Annotated in this window: 14 protein-coding genes; 9 read left to right on the forward strand and 5 right to left on the reverse strand. The window is 68.3% G+C overall.

The genetic code is table 11. The features are described 5' to 3' along the window. Positions 1-17 precede the first annotated feature (17 nt). Positions 18-977: a cation diffusion facilitator family transporter gene (locus FB475_RS22910; RefSeq protein ID WP_141858624.1), complete on the forward strand. Its 960-nt coding sequence runs from the start codon at positions 18-20 to the stop codon at positions 975-977. A 41-nt stretch (positions 978-1,018) separates the two neighbouring features. Here the strand turns inward: FB475_RS22910 and FB475_RS22915 are convergent, their stop codons facing one another. Beyond that, the gene (locus FB475_RS22915) at positions 1,019-1,378 is read right to left on the reverse strand and encodes a MerR family transcriptional regulator (protein ID WP_141858625.1); all 360 of its coding nucleotides are present in this window, start codon (positions 1,376-1,378) and stop codon (positions 1,019-1,021) included. Between the two features lie 109 nt (positions 1,379-1,487). Between FB475_RS22915 and ahcY the strand changes: the two genes are divergently transcribed. Continuing rightward, on the forward strand, positions 1,488-2,921 hold the full coding sequence (gene ahcY / locus FB475_RS22920; RefSeq protein ID WP_141858626.1) for an adenosylhomocysteinase: 1,434 nt from the start codon (positions 1,488-1,490) through the stop codon (positions 2,919-2,921). 48 nt (positions 2,922-2,969) lie between these two features. Here the strand turns inward: ahcY and FB475_RS38175 are convergent, their stop codons facing one another. After that, positions 2,970-3,962: an RDD family protein gene (locus tag FB475_RS38175; RefSeq protein ID WP_272952091.1), complete on the reverse strand. Its 993-nt coding sequence runs from the start codon at positions 3,960-3,962 to the stop codon at positions 2,970-2,972. A 70-nt stretch (positions 3,963-4,032) separates the two neighbouring features. Between FB475_RS38175 and FB475_RS22930 the strand changes: the two genes are divergently transcribed. Next, positions 4,033-5,022 carry a stage II sporulation protein M gene (locus tag FB475_RS22930; RefSeq protein WP_141858627.1) on the forward strand — a complete coding sequence of 330 codons (990 nt, stop codon included), beginning with the start codon at positions 4,033-4,035 and terminating at the stop codon, positions 5,020-5,022. A 23-nt stretch (positions 5,023-5,045) separates the two neighbouring features. After that, the gene (locus tag FB475_RS22935) at positions 5,046-5,819 is read left to right on the forward strand and encodes a DUF1206 domain-containing protein (RefSeq protein WP_238332353.1); all 774 of its coding nucleotides are present in this window, start codon (positions 5,046-5,048) and stop codon (positions 5,817-5,819) included. 28 nt (positions 5,820-5,847) lie between these two features. Here the strand turns inward: FB475_RS22935 and FB475_RS22940 are convergent, their stop codons facing one another. Genes FB475_RS22940 through FB475_RS38180 form a run of 3 tightly spaced genes read right to left on the reverse strand, consistent with a single transcriptional unit; the run spans position 5,848 to position 8,932 of the window. Next, positions 5,848-7,434: an ABC transporter permease gene (locus FB475_RS22940; RefSeq protein WP_141858628.1), complete on the reverse strand. Its 1,587-nt coding sequence runs from the start codon at positions 7,432-7,434 to the stop codon at positions 5,848-5,850. Then, the gene (locus FB475_RS22945) at positions 7,431-8,327 is read right to left on the reverse strand and encodes an ABC transporter ATP-binding protein (protein WP_141858629.1); all 897 of its coding nucleotides are present in this window, start codon (positions 8,325-8,327) and stop codon (positions 7,431-7,433) included. Before FB475_RS22945 ends, FB475_RS22940 begins: the two co-directional genes overlap by 4 nt. A 2-nt stretch (positions 8,328-8,329) precedes the next feature. Next, positions 8,330-8,932, reverse strand: a complete 603-nt coding sequence (locus tag FB475_RS38180) for a TetR/AcrR family transcriptional regulator (protein WP_141858630.1) — start codon at positions 8,930-8,932, stop codon at positions 8,330-8,332. Between the two features lie 178 nt (positions 8,933-9,110). On the opposite strand from FB475_RS38180, the gene FB475_RS22955 reads away from it, so the two are divergent. The 5 genes from FB475_RS22955 to FB475_RS22975 are packed head-to-tail and all read left to right on the forward strand — an operon-like array spanning position 9,111 to position 14,737. Further along, positions 9,111-10,901: an ABC transporter substrate-binding protein gene (locus FB475_RS22955; RefSeq protein ID WP_141858631.1), complete on the forward strand. Its 1,791-nt coding sequence runs from the start codon at positions 9,111-9,113 to the stop codon at positions 10,899-10,901. A 7-nt stretch (positions 10,902-10,908) separates the two neighbouring features. Continuing rightward, positions 10,909-11,946, forward strand: coding sequence for an ABC transporter permease (locus tag FB475_RS22960; RefSeq protein WP_141858632.1), 1,038 nt, complete (start codon positions 10,909-10,911; stop codon positions 11,944-11,946). After that, complete coding sequence (locus FB475_RS22965) at positions 11,943-12,827, forward strand: ABC transporter permease (RefSeq protein WP_141858633.1); 885 nt, start codon at positions 11,943-11,945, stop codon at positions 12,825-12,827. Before FB475_RS22960 ends, FB475_RS22965 begins: the two co-directional genes overlap by 4 nt. Then, positions 12,827-13,786 carry an ABC transporter ATP-binding protein gene (locus FB475_RS22970; protein ID WP_141858634.1) on the forward strand — a complete coding sequence of 320 codons (960 nt, stop codon included), beginning with the start codon at positions 12,827-12,829 and terminating at the stop codon, positions 13,784-13,786. The genes FB475_RS22965 and FB475_RS22970 overlap by 1 nt, the downstream gene beginning before the upstream one ends. Positions 13,787-13,789: 3 nt before the next feature. Beyond that, entirely contained in the window at positions 13,790-14,737 is a 948-nt protein-coding gene (locus tag FB475_RS22975) for an ABC transporter ATP-binding protein (RefSeq protein WP_141858635.1), read from the forward strand. The last annotated feature ends 12 nt before the right edge of the window (positions 14,738-14,749 follow it).

Raw genomic sequence — 14,749 nt, forward strand, 5'->3', positions numbered from 1 at the left:
GGAGGATCTGAACAACCATGGCTGGTGGCGGGAACAAGGCCGTCGTCGCGGCGTTGCTGGCGAACGCGGGCATCGCGATCACCAAGTTCGCCGCCTGGGCGCTGACCCAGTCGGCGTCGATGCTGGCCGAGGCGATCCACTCGACCGCCGACTGCGGCAACCAGGTGCTGCTGCTGGTCGGCAGCAAGCGGGCCAAGCGGGCGGCCGACGAGCTGCACCAGTTCGGCTTCGGCCGGGAGCGGTACGTCTACTCGTTCATCGTGTCGATCGTGCTGTTCAGCGTCGGCGGTCTGTTCGCGCTGTACGAGGGGTACCACAAGGTGCACGACCCGCACGGCATCGACAGCTGGAAGTGGGTCCCGGTCGTGGTGCTGGTGCTCGCGATCACGATGGAGGGCTTCTCGTTCCGGACCGCGATCGTCGAGGCGAACAAGGTCCGCGCGTCGGTGCCCTGGGTGCGCTTCGTCCGCAACGCCCGCGCGCCGGAGCTGCCGGTGATCCTGCTCGAGGACTTCGCCGCGCTCACCGGCCTGGTGCTGGCGCTGATCGGCGTCGCGCTGACGCTTGCCACCGGCAACGGTGTGTTCGACGGCCTGGGCTCGATGGCGATCGGCGCGCTGCTGGTCTGCGTGGCGATCTTCCTGGCGATCGAGATGAAGTCGCTGCTGCTCGGCGAGTCCGCGACCCGCGAGTCGCAGCAGAAGATCGTCGCCGCGATCGAGAACACCCCCGGCGTGCAGCGGCTCATCCACATCAAGACGCTGCACCTCGGCCCGGAAGAGGTACTGGTCGCCGCCAAGCTCGGCGTCGAGCCGACCACCGACGCGGCCGTGGTCGCGGAGACCATCGACGCCGCCGAACGCGCGATCCGCGCCGCCGAACCGATGGCGGCCCACATCTACCTCGAACCGGACGTCTTCCACGAGAACTACGTCCCCGACGAGCGCCCCGCAGTCCCCGAGGCCCCCTCGCACTGACGGAGCCCTCCCTTCCCCTTTCTCTCCTTCCTTCCCTTCGGCTAGCGGGGCCTAGGCGGCAGGACGCCACTGCGGCCCAGCCATCGGAGGGCGCGTTCGCGGTCGATCTCGGCTTGGGTGGGTGGGGCGGTGAGGCGGCCGGTGCGGTAGCCGAGGTTGCGGATGTCCGCGGCCACGGACGGTTCGGCCAGCGCGCGCAGGGCGAAGGCGAGCGCGGCCGGCGTCACGTCGTACCGGCGTTCGAGGTCGAGCGCGAGTTGGACGGCGGCCAGGTCGCGGTCGTCGTACTGGCGCTGCGCGGTGTGCTCGGAGCGCGAGCGCGGGAGCAGGCCGAGGGCCTCCCGGTAGCGCAGCATGCGCGGAGTGGTACCCAGCTGGCGAGCGGCCTCGGTGATGCGCATAGCATCAATCCTGACATTCCGGTGTCAATTTCGCGCTGCGAGCGATCAAACCGCGTGCCTCGGCCCTCTACGCTCGGGCAGGTACCAATCACAGCTTCAGGGGAGCGGCATGACCTTCGACTACAAGGTGGCGGACCTCGGCCTGGCCGAGTTCGGGCGCAAGGAGATCCGGCTGGCCGAGCACGAGATGCCCGGCCTGATGGCGATGCGTGCGCAGTACGGGGAGAGCAAGCCGCTGGCCGGTGCGCGCATCATGGGCTCGCTGCACATGACCATCCAGACCGCGGTACTGATCGAGACCCTGGTGGCGCTCGGAGCCGAGGTGCGCTGGGTGTCCTGCAACATCTTCTCCACCCAGGACCACGCGGCCGCCGCGGTCGTCGTCGGCAGCGGTACGGCCGACGCCCCGGCCGGCGTCCCGGTCTTCGCCTGGAAGGGCGAGACGCTGGAGGAGTACTGGTGGTGCACCGAGCAGGCGCTGACCTGGCCCGGTGGTGACGGCCCGAACATGATCCTCGACGACGGCGGCGACGCCACGATGCTCGTGCACAAGGGCACCGAGTTCGAGAAGGCGGGCGCCGTACCGGACCCGTCGACCGCGGACTCCGAGGAGTACGGCGTCGTCCTGAAGCTGCTCACCCGCACGCTCGCCGAGTCCCCGAACAAGTGGACCACGATCGGCCAGGGCATCAAGGGTGTCACCGAGGAGACCACCACCGGCGTGCACCGGCTGTACGAGATGCACAAGGCCGGCGCGCTGCTGTTCCCGGCGATCAACGTCAACGACTCCGTCACCAAGTCGAAGTTCGACAACAAGTACGGCTGCCGGCACTCGCTCATCGACGGCATCAACCGCGCCACCGACGTGCTGATCGGCGGCAAGGTCGCGGTCGTCTGCGGGTACGGCGACGTCGGCAAGGGCTGCGCCGAGTCGCTGCGCGGCCAGGGCGCCCGGGTGATCGTCACCGAGATCGACCCGATCTGCGCGCTGCAGGCCGCGATGGACGGGTACCAGGTGACCACCGTGGACGACGTGGTCGGGATCGCCGACATCTTCGTCACCACCACCGGCAACAAGGACGTCATCACCGCCGACCACATGGCCGCGATGAAGCACCAGGCGATCGTCGGCAACATCGGCCACTTCGACAACGAGATCGACATGGCCGGGCTGTACAAGGTGCCGGGGATCGAGCGGGTCAACATCAAGCCGCAGGTCGACGAGTTCCGGTTCCCGGACGGTCACACGATCATCGTGCTGTCCGAGGGCCGGCTGCTGAACCTGGGCAACGCGACCGGTCACCCGTCGTTCGTGATGTCGAACTCGTTCACCAACCAGGTGCTGGCGCAGATCGAGCTGTTCGTGAAGACCGCCGAGTACCCGACCGGCGTCTACGTGCTGCCCAAGCACCTCGACGAGATGGTCGCCCGGCTGCACCTCGACGCGCTCGGCGTGAAGCTCACCGAGCTGACCAAGGAGCAGTCCGCCTACCTCGGCGTACCGATCGAGGGGCCGTACAAGGCTGAGGCTTACCGCTACTGAGAACCTCGTGAAAAGCACCCCGCAGAGTCTCTGCGGGGTGCTTTTGCGTCAGGTCCAGCCGTTGCTTCCAGGGGCGGCCCAGCCTTGGGCGTTCACCGTGGCGGGGCGGGGGCCGCTGGGCGGTGGGGGCGGGACGAACGGCGGCGGTCCGGGCAGCGGGGCCGGTGCGCCGTACGGGTTCGGCGGGGCGAACGGGCCTTGCGGGACGGCGTACGGGTTCGGTGGGGCGAACGGGCCCTGCGGGACGGCGTACGGGCTCGCGAAGGGGCCGGTGGGGAGCGGGCGTTGCGTGGCCAGCCGGTGGAGTTCGCGGCGGCGGCGTTCGGCGAGGACCGCCGAGAGGAACGCGGGGGCGATGATCGGGTACGGCGGCGCCGGGGCGGTGACGGCCGCGACGCGGGCGGCCAGCGCCTCACCGAGGGCGATCTGCGGGCCGGGGAGGAGTTCGGTGTAGCGGGCCAGGTAGTCGCGCGCCGCGTTGGCGAGCTCGTCGGACAGCCGGGACAGCTCCAGCGACTGCGCCCATTGCACCAACGGGCCCGGTACGAACAGCGGCGGCGACGCCATCGACTGCTGGCGTTCGCGGATGACGACCGTACCGGCGACCATGTCCCCGATCCGCTTGCCCTGCTTGTTCATCAGGCTCGCGACGATCCCTGGGCTGGCCGCGAACCACGGCGCGAAGTCGACGAAGAACCACATCAGCGTCCGGACCAGCGCGTGCCGGAACCGGATCGAGCTGCCGTCGTCGCGGACCACCTTGAGCCCGAGCACCATCTTGCCGATGGTCCGCCCGCGGGTCAGCGTCTCCATCACGACCCGGTAGCCGATCGCCACGAGCAGCACGACGATGAAGATCAGCGCGACCGCCAGCGCCTCGCTGGACTGGCTCCCGATCAGGAAGCCGGTCAGCAGACCGATCAGCACCATCAGTACGACGCCCTGCAGGATCACGTCGATCGCACACGCCAGCGCCCGCGTCGGCATCCGGGCGATCCGCACCTGGAGAACGACCGCTTCACCCGTGACCAGCTGAGACACGACGTCGCCCCCCTCCTACGTAGACGCTCGGTCCGGCTAGTCTGCCATCAGTCGGGTGGAGGAGGTGGCGGTGGACGTAGAAGCGTTTGTGTCGGTGCACCAGCCGCAGTGGGACCGCCTCGCGCGCCTGACCCGAAGGCAGCGTCGGCTGACCGGTGCGGAGGCTGAGGAGCTCGTCGTGCTCTACCAGCGCGTCGGCACGCACCTTGCTGCGCTGCGGGCAGCTGGAGCGGACCCTGTCTCCATCGGGCGGCTGTCCGGGCTCATAGCCGACGCCCGTGGTGCGGTGACCGGAGCGCAGGCGCCCGTCTGGCGGGATATCTCCAAGTATTTCCTGGTCAGCTTCCCCGCCGCGCTGTACGCGTCCAGGCGCTGGTGGATCACCATCGGAGTGATCTTCTACCTGGTGGCTGCTTGGACGGCCTGGCGGGTGCTGGCGCATCCAGAAGTGATCGGCTCAGTCGCTACGCCGGACGAGGTCAAGCAGCTGGTCAACCACGACTTCCAGTCGTACTACTCCGACAACCCGGCCCAGGACTTCGCGCTACGTGTCTGGATCAACAACGCGACCATCAGTGCCGCCGTACTCGCGCTGGGTATCCTCCTCGTCCCGTCGGTCTTCGTACTGTGGGACAACGCGATGAACCTCGGCCTGAGCGCCGGCCTGATGATCGCCAACGACAAGGGCGGCCTGTTCTTCAGCCTGATCACCCCACACGGTCTGCTGGAGCTCACCGCCGTTTTCATCGCTACGGCAGCCGGGCTGCGCCTCGGCTGGTCGTGGATCGTGCCTGGTCCGCGGACCCGCATGCAGTCCTTGGCGCAGACCGGGCGGGCCACCATCGGCATGGCGATCGGTCTGGCCGCGGTACTCCTGGTCACCGGTCTGATCGAGGCTTTCGTCACCCCGTTCCTCCCGGCGCCGGTCCGCGTCACGATCGGTATCGTCGTCGAGCTGGCCTTCTTCACCTACGTCTGGACTTTGGGCCGCCGCGCCTACCGCCACGGCGACTACGGCGACATCGAGGAGGCGGACGCCTCGGCGCCGGTGTCCGCCTGACCTGTTTCCGGGCTGGGCACTTGGTGGTAGTGAGTACCGCCCAAGAAGTCCGCTACAGCCGGCCCTACGGCCTTGCCATCACCGTCGGCCTGATCGCGTACGGCCTGGTCTACCTGCTGATCGCGCTGATCGCGGTCCAGCTCGCCTTCGGTCACGCGCAGCAGGAGGCGACCCAGCAGGGCGCGCTCGAGGAGCTGGCCGGTACGCCGTTCGGCCACCTGCTGCTGTGGATCGTCGCGATAGGGCTGTTCGCCCTGGTGATCTGGCGGGTGCTGGAGCTCGTCTGGGGCCACCTCAAGCTGCAGAAGAAGCTGTCCTCGATCGGCCGCGGGATCGTCTACCTGGTGCTCGGTATCAGCGCGGTGAAGGTCGCGAACGGTGCCGGGGCTTCGAGCAGCGGTACCCAGCGGACCATGTCCGCGCGGGTGATGGAGCACCCCGCCGGCCGGGTGCTGATCGTGGCCATCGGGGTCGCGATCATCGCCATCGCCTGCTACCAGCTGTACAAGGCGTACTCGAAGAATTTCACCGAGGACCTGGCCGGCGGCATCTCGGACGTCACGATCCTGCTCGGCCGGATCGGCTATGCCGCGAAGGGCATCGCCTTCCTGGTCATGGGCGTGATGTTCGGCTGGGCCGCGATCAGCTACGACCCGCAGAAAGCCGGCGGCCTCGACACGGCGCTGCACACGATCAAGGACCAGCCCTTCGGCACCGTACTGCTGGCCGTCCTCGCCGCAGGCATCGCCTGTTTCGGCCTGTACTGCTTCATCTGGTCCTGCAACGCCCGCCGGTGAGTCGGCCTTCAATCGGGGTCAGCCGGGGTCAGGCGGGCACGTCCCGCCGGCGGAGGCCGAGGAGACCGGCGAGGCTGAGGGCCGCAGAGATCGCCACCAGGGCGATCAGTGCACCGGCGTCGACGGATCCACCCGGCAGCGACGGGAGATGGGTGTACGGCGAGATGTCGCGGATCCAGGTCGCGGTCGCGGCTCCTGCGCTGACCAGGCCGATCAGGATGCAGAGTGCGGGGCCGGCCCACGATGCCATTGACGCTTGGGGGAAGAAGCCGATGATCGCGATCGCCAGCGCGGCCAGGACCCACACCGCGGGGAGTTGGGCGAGCGCGGCGGCGACCATCCGCGGTAGTTGACCGCCGACGTCACCGATCGCGGCGCCGTACGCCAGCCCTTGCATGACGCCCGCGGCGAGCAGCGCGACGGCCGGACCGAGGAGGCTGAACAGCAAGTGACTCGCGGCCCACTGCCAGCGGCTCGTCGCGGTCGCCAGCACGGGTTCGGCCCGGCCGCTGGTTTCCTCGACCCGCATCCGGAGCGTCGCCTGGACCGCGTACGCCGACGCGATCAGCCCGCCGAGCATCGTCACGCCGGCCAGGAACGAGTCGATCAGCCCGGACGCACCACCCATCCGCTGGAACATCTCCTGGATCGCCCGGTCGTCGCGCATCATGTCGCCGACGCCCTTCGCGACGCCGCCGAACAACAAGCCCAGCAAGGCGAATCCGGCCGTCCAGGCGACCAGCAGCCCGCGGTGCAACCGCCACGCCAGCCCGAACGCCGAGCCGACGGTGCCGTCCGCCGGACCGAGCCGGTCCGGCAGCAGCCCCGCTCCCACATCCCGCCGCACAGCCAAACCCACCGCGGCGGCGATGAGTGCGATCGTTGCCATCAGCAGCACCCCGCCCAACCACCAACGGTTCTGGGCATAGGGATGAATCTGCTGCGCCCAACCGATCGGAGAGATGTATGACAACCACGCGAGCGGACCGTTCGTATGCGCACTGGTGTCCCCGGCGGCCCGCAGTACATAAGCCGCCCCCAGTACACCGATAGCGATCCCACGAGCCGTCCCCGCACCGGCGGTCAACTGCGCCGCGACCGCGCCGACACCCGCGAACAACCATCCGGTCCCGGCGTAGACGATGCCGATAGCAACGGATCCGGCGAGCGGCAGGTTCTGGCTGTGCATGCCGAGGGCAAGCAATACCGCGAGGACGAGGTTGGCGCCCAGGGTGACCACCAGCGCTGCGGCGAGTTGTGCGTGCCGGCCCACAACTGTTGCCCCGAGCAACTCCCGGCGCCCCGACTCCTCCTCGACCCGGGTGTGGCGGATCACCGTGAGCAAGCTGATCAGCCCGACCATCACCGGTACGAACCCGAGCCGCCACGTCACGAACTCGCCGAGGCTCGACCCGGACAGCTCGCCGTACAAGGTGATGAAGCCCGCGTTGCTCGCGTACTTGACCCGCGAGTCCGGCGTGGGGAACAGATCGCCGTACTGCTTGACATAGCTGACGGAGATCGCCGTCAGCAGCACGATCCACAACGGCAGGACGATCCGGTCGCGGCGCAGGATCAGCCGGATCAGACCTCCCGTTCCGGCCAGCGACTTCATCGTGCGGCCTCGGGTTCGTACAGTCGCAGGAACAGTTCCTCGAGCGACGGGGGTTGACTGACCAGGCTCCGTACGCCGATCTCGGTGAGCCGGCGCAGTACCGGGTTGATCTCGTCGGTGTCGACGTCGAACCGGACGCGCCGGTCGTCGACCCGCAGATCGTGGACACCGGCCAGCTGCGCGAGCCCGTCCATCGGACCGACCAGCTCGGCCTGGATCGACGTCCGGGTGAGATGCCGCAGCTCGCCGAGGGTGCCGCTCTCCACGGCACGGCCCGCGCGGATGATCGTGACCCGGTCGCACAGCGCCTCGACCTCGGACAGGATGTGGCTGGACAACAGCACGGTCCGCCCCTCGCGGTCGCTGATCTCCTGCACGACCTCGCGGAACACCTCCTCCATCAAGGGGTCCAGGCCGGAGGTCGGCTCGTCGAGCAGCAACAGTTCGACGTCGGACGCGAACGCGGCGACCAGCGCGACCTTCTGCCGGTTGCCCTTCGAGTACGCGCGGGCCTTCTTGCGCGGGTCGAGGTCGAACCGCTCGAGCAGCTCGGCCTTGCGCTTCCGGTCGATCCCTCCGCGCATCCGGCCGAGCAGGTCGATCGCCTCGCCACCGGACAGGTTCGGCCACAGCGTGACGTCACCCGGTACGTACGCGAGCCGCCGGTGCAGCGCGGTCGCGTCGGACCACGGGTCGCCGTCGAGGACGCTCGCCGTACCGCCGTCCGCGCGGGTCATTCCGAGCAGGATGCGAAGGGTGGTCGTCTTCCCCGCGCCGTTCGGGCCGAGGAAGCCGTGGACCTCACCGGTTCGCACCGTGAGATCGAGACCGTCCAGAGCACGGGTGCGCCCGAACCGCTTGACCAGACCTTCCGTGCTGATCGCAGCAGGCATGATCACTTCTCCTGTTTCCGCAGGGTGTCCACTTGTTCCTGGGTGATGATCGGGATGGCGAAGACGTCGAGCATGCCCTGACCGATCCGGGCGTAGCCGCTCGGCGACGTCATGTCCTCGCCGAGCGCCTGCGAGATCTGGTCGCGGAACACGAAGACGCTCAGCTTGATGGCGGCCAGCGCGGCGGCGTACGCGCGCCGGTCCTGCGGGTCGATGCCGTACCCCTTCGACCACTCCTCGATCGTCTCGACCGCGCCGAGGAACAACGCGGTCGCGGTCTCGGAACCGTCCATCATCGAGCGGACCAGGTACAGCTGCAGCGGGAACACCCGCGGATGCAACGTCACCGGGTCGAGTGCCGCCACCCCGTCGCTGCTCGCGAGCTCCGCGCTGATCTCGAGCATCCGCTCCCGTGCGTAGGCGTCACACGCCTCCCGCAACGCTTCCTTCGACCCGAAGTGATGCCGCACCAGCCCCGACGACACGCCAGCCTCGGCCGCGATGTCGCGGATCGAGGCGCCCTCGATCCCGCGCTCGCCGAACAGCTTCACCGCCGCGTCCCGGATCCGGGCCCGCGCCGTCAGATCCTCCAGCCGCCGATCCATCAGCCCTCCTCGCTACACACAAAAGCAAACTACTACACGATCGTGTAGTCAAGTGGTGTGGGCCGGTAAGAAGGTTACTTACGTATGACAATGCTGGTATTTCGTTGACAGGGCTGTGCCGAGTGGTGTGGTTTCTTCCCCAAACACCAACACCGGCTGGGGAAGGGTGGGCGGCCCGATGAGGAAGTTGTTGGCGGTGCTGGCGGCGCTGTGTTTGCTCGCGGCGGGACCGGGGACGGCGGTTGCGGCGCAACCGGGGCAGAAGAAGGTCATCAAGATCGGGGTGACGCAGTCGGTCGACTCGATGAATCCGTTTCTGGCGGTCCGGTTGGTGACGGGGTCGATCCAGCGGATGATCTACGGGTTCCTGACCGTGCCGGACTCGAAGACGTTGCAGCCGAGTCCGGATCTGGCGGAGTCGTGGACGACGTCACCGGACGGACTGACCTGGACGTTCAAGATCCGGCAGGCGAAGTGGTCGGACGGGCAGCCGATCACGGCCGACGACGCGGCCTGGACGTTCAACAAGATGATGACCGACGACGGTGCGAAGACCGGGAACGGCCCGGCGGTGGAGAACTTCCAGAGCGTCAGCGCGAACGGCCAGGAGCTGACGATCAAGCTCAAGACCCCGCAGGCGTCGATGCTCGACAACCCGGTGCCGATCATGCCGAAGCACGTCTGGGAGAAGATCAAGGAGATCTCGAAGTACGACGGGGAGACGTATCCGACCGTCGGCAGCGGGCCGTACGTCGCGGTCGAGCACAAGAAGGGCCAGTTCGTCCGGCTGGAGGCGAACCCGGACTACTGGCGTGGCCGCCCGAAGATCGACGAGCTGCAGATCATCTTCTACGACAACCCGGCCGCCTCGATCGTCGGGCTGAAGAAGGGCGATATCGACCTGATCGGCCGGCTGAACCCGCCGGACTTCGAGTCGCTCAAGGGCGACGGCAACATCGTCCAGTGGAACACCCAGGGCCGGCGGGCGACGTACCTGCAGATCAATCACGGCGCGACGACCAGCGACAACAAGCCGATCGGTGACGGGCATCCGGCGCTGAAGGATCCGCGGGTACGGACCGCGCTGCACTACGCGATCGACAAGCAGAAGCTGGTCGACGAGGTGCAGAACGGGCTGGCGCGACCGGCCGACGGGTCGATCATCCCGCCGCTGTACAAGGACTTCTTCTGGGAGGCGAGCGGCGCCGAGAAGGTCACGTTCGACCTGGCGAAGGCGAACAAGATCCTCGACGACGCCGGTTACAAGAAGGGTCCCGACGGCGTCCGCACGATGCCGGACGGGTCGCGGAAACTGCAGTTCCGCTTCAGCATCCACACCGACACCCCGATCGAGGAGAAGCTCGCCGAGTACCTGACCGGCTGGTTCAAGGAGATCGGGATCACGCTGACCACGAAGCGCCTGGATTCCAGCAAGTTCACCGAGGAGACCGGGACGACGGCACTGTTCGACATCGCGATCAGCGGCTGGTCGGTGAACCCGGACCCGGAGGAGGTCCTCGGTACGCACCTGTGCAGCCGGCGCCCGACTGCGACCGGAGAAGGCGGCGGTACGGAGTCGTTCTACTGCGACCCGACGTACGAGAGCCTGTACCTGCAGCAGCAGAAGGAACTGGACCGGACGAAGCGCGCCGACATCATCAAGAAGATGGAGGAACGGCTGTACGTCGACGCACCGGTGATCGCGTTGTACTACCCCAACGACCTCGAGGGGTACCGCAAGGACCGGATCGCCAAGATCACGCCGATCCCGGAGGACAAGGGCCTGCTGTACGGCGGCTCGGGCTACTGGCCGTTCTACACGCTGGAGGCGGTGTCGACGGACGCCAAGGCCGGCGGTGGATCGAACGCCGGAGTGATCGCGGGCGTCGCGGCCGGCATCGTCGTCCTCGCGCTCGGCGGCTTCTTCCTGGCCTGGCGCCGCCGCAGCGCCTCCGACGAGCGCGAATGACGCGCTGATGACCACCGTCCCCGAAGTCCCCGCCGTCGAGGCGCTGGACGAACGGCCCGTCCGCCACGGTTTGCTGCGGTACGCGGCGACCAAGGCGGGCGGGGCGCTGCTCAGCATCGCGATGGTGATCGTCGCGACGTTCTTCCTGTTCCGGCTGCTGCCGGGTGACCCGGTCCGCGCGCTCGCGCAGGGGCGGAACATGACGCCCGAGCAGCTGGACCTCGAACGCGCACGGCTCGGGCTCGACAAGCCGATCCCCGAACAGTTCCTGCACTTCGTCTCACAGACCCTGCGGCTGGACCTCGGCGTCTCGTACGAGTACAAGCGCCCGGTCCTCGACCTGATCGGCGAGCGGATCGGGTCGACGCTGCTGCTCACCGGTACGGCGCTGGTGATGGCCGTCAGCCTGGGTCTGTGGCAGGGCGCCCGCGCCGGCTGGAAGCCGGGCAGCCGGTTCGACAAGATCTCGACAGCGATCTCCCTGGTGCTGTGGTCGGTGCCGACGTTCTGGCTCGGGCTGTTGCTGCTGATGGTGTTCGCGGCCGGCATCGGTCCGATTCCCGGCATCTTCCCGACCCGCGGCAGTTCGAGCGTGGACAAGCCGGCCGGGTTCGCGGGTGTCCTCGACGTCGGTGAGCACATGGTGCTGCCATGCCTCACGCTGGTCGCGGTCGTCTACGCGCAGTACCTGCTGGTGATGCGGTCGTCGGTGATCGACGAGGTCGGCCAGGACTACATCACGACCGCGCGGGCCAAGGGTCTGCGCGACGACGAGGTACGCCGCAAGCACGCCGTACCGAATGCGCTGCTGCCGACCGTGACGCTGGTGTTCCTGCGGATCGGGTTCGTCGTCGGCGGTGCCGTGACGGTCGAAGCCATCTTCAGCTGGCCGGGGCTCGGGCAGCTGTTCTACCAGGCGATTCGGGTACCAGACTTCACATTGATGCAGGGCACTTTCCTGCTGATCACTGTGTCCGTCATCGTGATGAACACTCTTGCCGACGTGGTCTACCACCTCCTCGATCCCCGGGTGAGGTCGGCATGAGCAGCGTCGTTTGGGTACGGCGGAAACGCGCGTTCGGAAAGTTCTGGAGCGATTTCCGGAACCGCCGGGCCGGGGTTACCGGACTGGTGGTCCTGGTGATCGCGGTCGTCCTGGCGCTGATCGCGCCACTGTTCATCGACGCCGGCGTGACGAACGTCGTCAGCGGGACCGGGGCCAGGCTGGCTCCGCCGAGCCTCGACCATCCGCTCGGTACCGACGAGTCCGGGCGGTCGGTGCTGCTGATGATCTGGTGGGGATCCCGCACGTCGTTGCTGATCGGGTTCCTCGCGGCCCTGCTGAGTATGGTGATCGGGACGGTGCTCGGCATCGCGGCCGGGCATTTCCGCGGCTGGATCGGCGCGGTGATCCTGCGGGTGACCGACTGGTTCCTGGTCCTGCCGTCGCTGGTCACGGCGCTCGTTCTGGCGGCGATCCTCGGCGGGTCGACCGCGACGATCATCGTGGCGATCGGTGTCACGTCGTGGCCGTCGACGGCCCGGCTGATCCGCGCGCAAACGCTGGCCGTCGAGGCGCGCCCGTACATCGAGAGATCGCTGGCACTCGGCGCCGGGCACTGGCACATCGCCACCCGGCACGTGCTGCCGAACGTCGCGCCGTTGCTGTTGGCAAGCACGACACTGGAGGTCGCGAGCGCGATCGTCACCGAGTCGACGCTGGCGTTCCTCGGTGTCAGCGCGAACAAGACGTCGTGGGGCACGATGCTGCGCGGCTCGTACGACTGGGGCGCGGCAACCGCCGGCGCCTGGTGGTACATCCTGGTGCCCGGCCTGTGCATCGTGACGGTCGTGATGGCTTTCACCTTGTGCGGAAGGGCTTTGGAGACCGTGCTCAACCCGCGCCTGCGCACTCGGGAGGCCTGATGCTCGAACTCGAAGACCTCTCGGTCACCTACCGCATCGGTGCCGAATCAGGCGGTTCGTTCGGCGAGGTTCCCGCGGTGCGTGGAGTGTCGTTGAAGCTGGCCGCCGGAGAGGCACTCGGACTGGCGGGAGAGTCGGGATCCGGAAAGTCTTCCGTGGCCCTGACCCTGCTGCGGCTGCTGCCGCGTTCTGCGACGGTCGGCGGGCGGATCCTGCTCGACGGCGAAGACGTGCTGACGATGAACTGGGGCCGGCTCCGCGCCGTTCGCTGGTCGTCGGCCTCCATTGTTTTCCAGGGGGCCCAGCACGGTCTGAACCCGGTCCGGCGGATCGGTGACCAGATCGCCGAACCCCTGCTCGTCCACAAGTTGGCGTCCGGCGCGGCCGCCGACACCCGGGTCAAGGAACTGCTGGAACAGGTCGGGCTGCCTGCGTGGCGGGCGCGCAGCTACCCGCACGAGCTGAGCGGTGGCCAACGGCAACGAGTAATGATCGCGATGGCGCTGGCCTGTTCGCCGCGGCTGATCATCGCCGACGAGCCGACGACCGCGCTCGACCTGATGGTGCAGGCGCAGGTGCTGACCCTGATCCGGCAGCTGATCGCGGACCACGGGATCTCGTTGCTGATGATCTCGCACGACCTGTCCGTGCTCGCGGACGTGTGCGACCGGCTCGCGGTGATGTACGCCGGTCGGTTGGTGGAGGTGGGACCGGCGGGAGGAAAGTTCGAGCACCCGTACAGCCAGGCGCTGGCGGCAGCGTTCCCGACCGTCGGCGATCCGGCGTCCCGGCTCGCCCCGCGCGGGCTGGCCGGTGATCCGCCGGATCCGCAGCAGCTGCCGGGCGGCTGCGCGTTCCATCCGCGCTGCCCGGTCGCGCTCGAGACGTGTGCGAGTACCGACGTACAACTGCTGGTGTCGGGAGACCGGGCGGCGGCCTGTGTCCTGGTGGGGGAGTGACTCTTGCTAGAGGCAACTGATCTGCAGGTCGAGTTCTCCGGCCGTGGTGGACGCCGGGCGCGGGCCGTGGACGGTGTGAACCTGTCCGTCGGCGCGGGCGAGATCGTCGCGCTGGTCGGCGAATCAGGCTGCGGGAAGACCACGCTCGCCCGTACGCTGCTCGGTCTCGAACGTCCCACCGCCGGCCGCATCACGTACGACGGGACACCGCTGAACTACTCGACCCGTGCGCTGCGGGCCTTCCGCCGTCAAGTACAACTCGTTCTCCAGGACCCCATGGGCTCCTTGAACCCCCGGCACACCGTGTACGAGGCGGTCGCCGAAGGTCCCCGCATCCACGGGCTGCCTGACGAGGAGGCATTGGTCGCGTCCGCGTTGGCGCGGGCGGGATTGCGGCCGCCGGAGCGGTTCTTTCAGCGGTACCCGCACGAGTTGTCGGGTGGGCAGCGGCAGCGGGTGGTGATCGCCGGGGCATTGGCGTTGGAGCCGAAGGTATTGATCGCGGACGAGCCCGTGGCCTCGTTGGACGCGTCGGTCCGCGGCGAGATCCTCGCGCTGCTGCTGCGGCTGCGTGACGACCTCGGCCTGTCCGCGCTCGTCGTGACCCACGACCTCGGGCTGGCCTGGAACATCGCCGACCGGGTCGCGGTCATGTACCTCGGCCGGATCGTCGAATCCGGCCCGGCCGAAGACGTGCTCACCAACCCGCGGCACCCGTACACCAAGGCGCTGCTGTCGGTCCTCCCCGAGTCGCCGGCCCGGATCGTCCTCACCGGCGAACCGCCCGACCCGACCCGGATCCCGTCCGGCTGCCGCTTCCACCCGCGCTGCCAGCTGGTAGCCGCCGGCAACGGAACCGGCGCCTGCACGACCACCCGCCTCGACATCCTGCCCGCCGGGGCAGCGCATCAGGTCGCCTGCCATTTGGTTCCAGCGGTTGACAATAGTTAACAGATCGTAGAA

Origin of the sequence: Kribbella jejuensis, from assembly GCF_006715085.1 — a bacterium.
GTDB lineage: Bacteria > Actinomycetota > Actinomycetes > Propionibacteriales > Kribbellaceae > Kribbella > Kribbella jejuensis.

Bases quoted from the DNA above. Each gene is read 5' to 3' on its own strand.
- FB475_RS22910 (WP_141858624.1), top strand. From the start codon at position 18: ATGGCTGGTGGCGGGAACAAGGCCGTCGTCGCGGCGTTGCTGGCGAAC.
- FB475_RS22915 (WP_141858625.1), bottom strand. From the start codon at position 1,378: ATGCGCATCACCGAGGCCGCTCGCCAGCTGGGTACCACTCCGCGCATG.
- ahcY (WP_141858626.1), top strand. From the start codon at position 1,488: ATGACCTTCGACTACAAGGTGGCGGACCTCGGCCTGGCCGAGTTCGGG.
- FB475_RS22940 (WP_141858628.1), bottom strand. From the start codon at position 7,434: ATGAAGTCGCTGGCCGGAACGGGAGGTCTGATCCGGCTGATCCTGCGC.
- FB475_RS22945 (WP_141858629.1), bottom strand. From the start codon at position 8,327: ATGCCTGCTGCGATCAGCACGGAAGGTCTGGTCAAGCGGTTCGGGCGC.
- FB475_RS38180 (WP_141858630.1), bottom strand. From the start codon at position 8,932: ATGGATCGGCGGCTGGAGGATCTGACGGCGCGGGCCCGGATCCGGGAC.
- FB475_RS22955 (WP_141858631.1), top strand. From the start codon at position 9,111: ATGAGGAAGTTGTTGGCGGTGCTGGCGGCGCTGTGTTTGCTCGCGGCG.
- FB475_RS22960 (WP_141858632.1), top strand. From the start codon at position 10,909: ATGACCACCGTCCCCGAAGTCCCCGCCGTCGAGGCGCTGGACGAACGG.
- FB475_RS22965 (WP_141858633.1), top strand. From the start codon at position 11,943: ATGAGCAGCGTCGTTTGGGTACGGCGGAAACGCGCGTTCGGAAAGTTC.
- FB475_RS22970 (WP_141858634.1), top strand. From the start codon at position 12,827: ATGCTCGAACTCGAAGACCTCTCGGTCACCTACCGCATCGGTGCCGAA.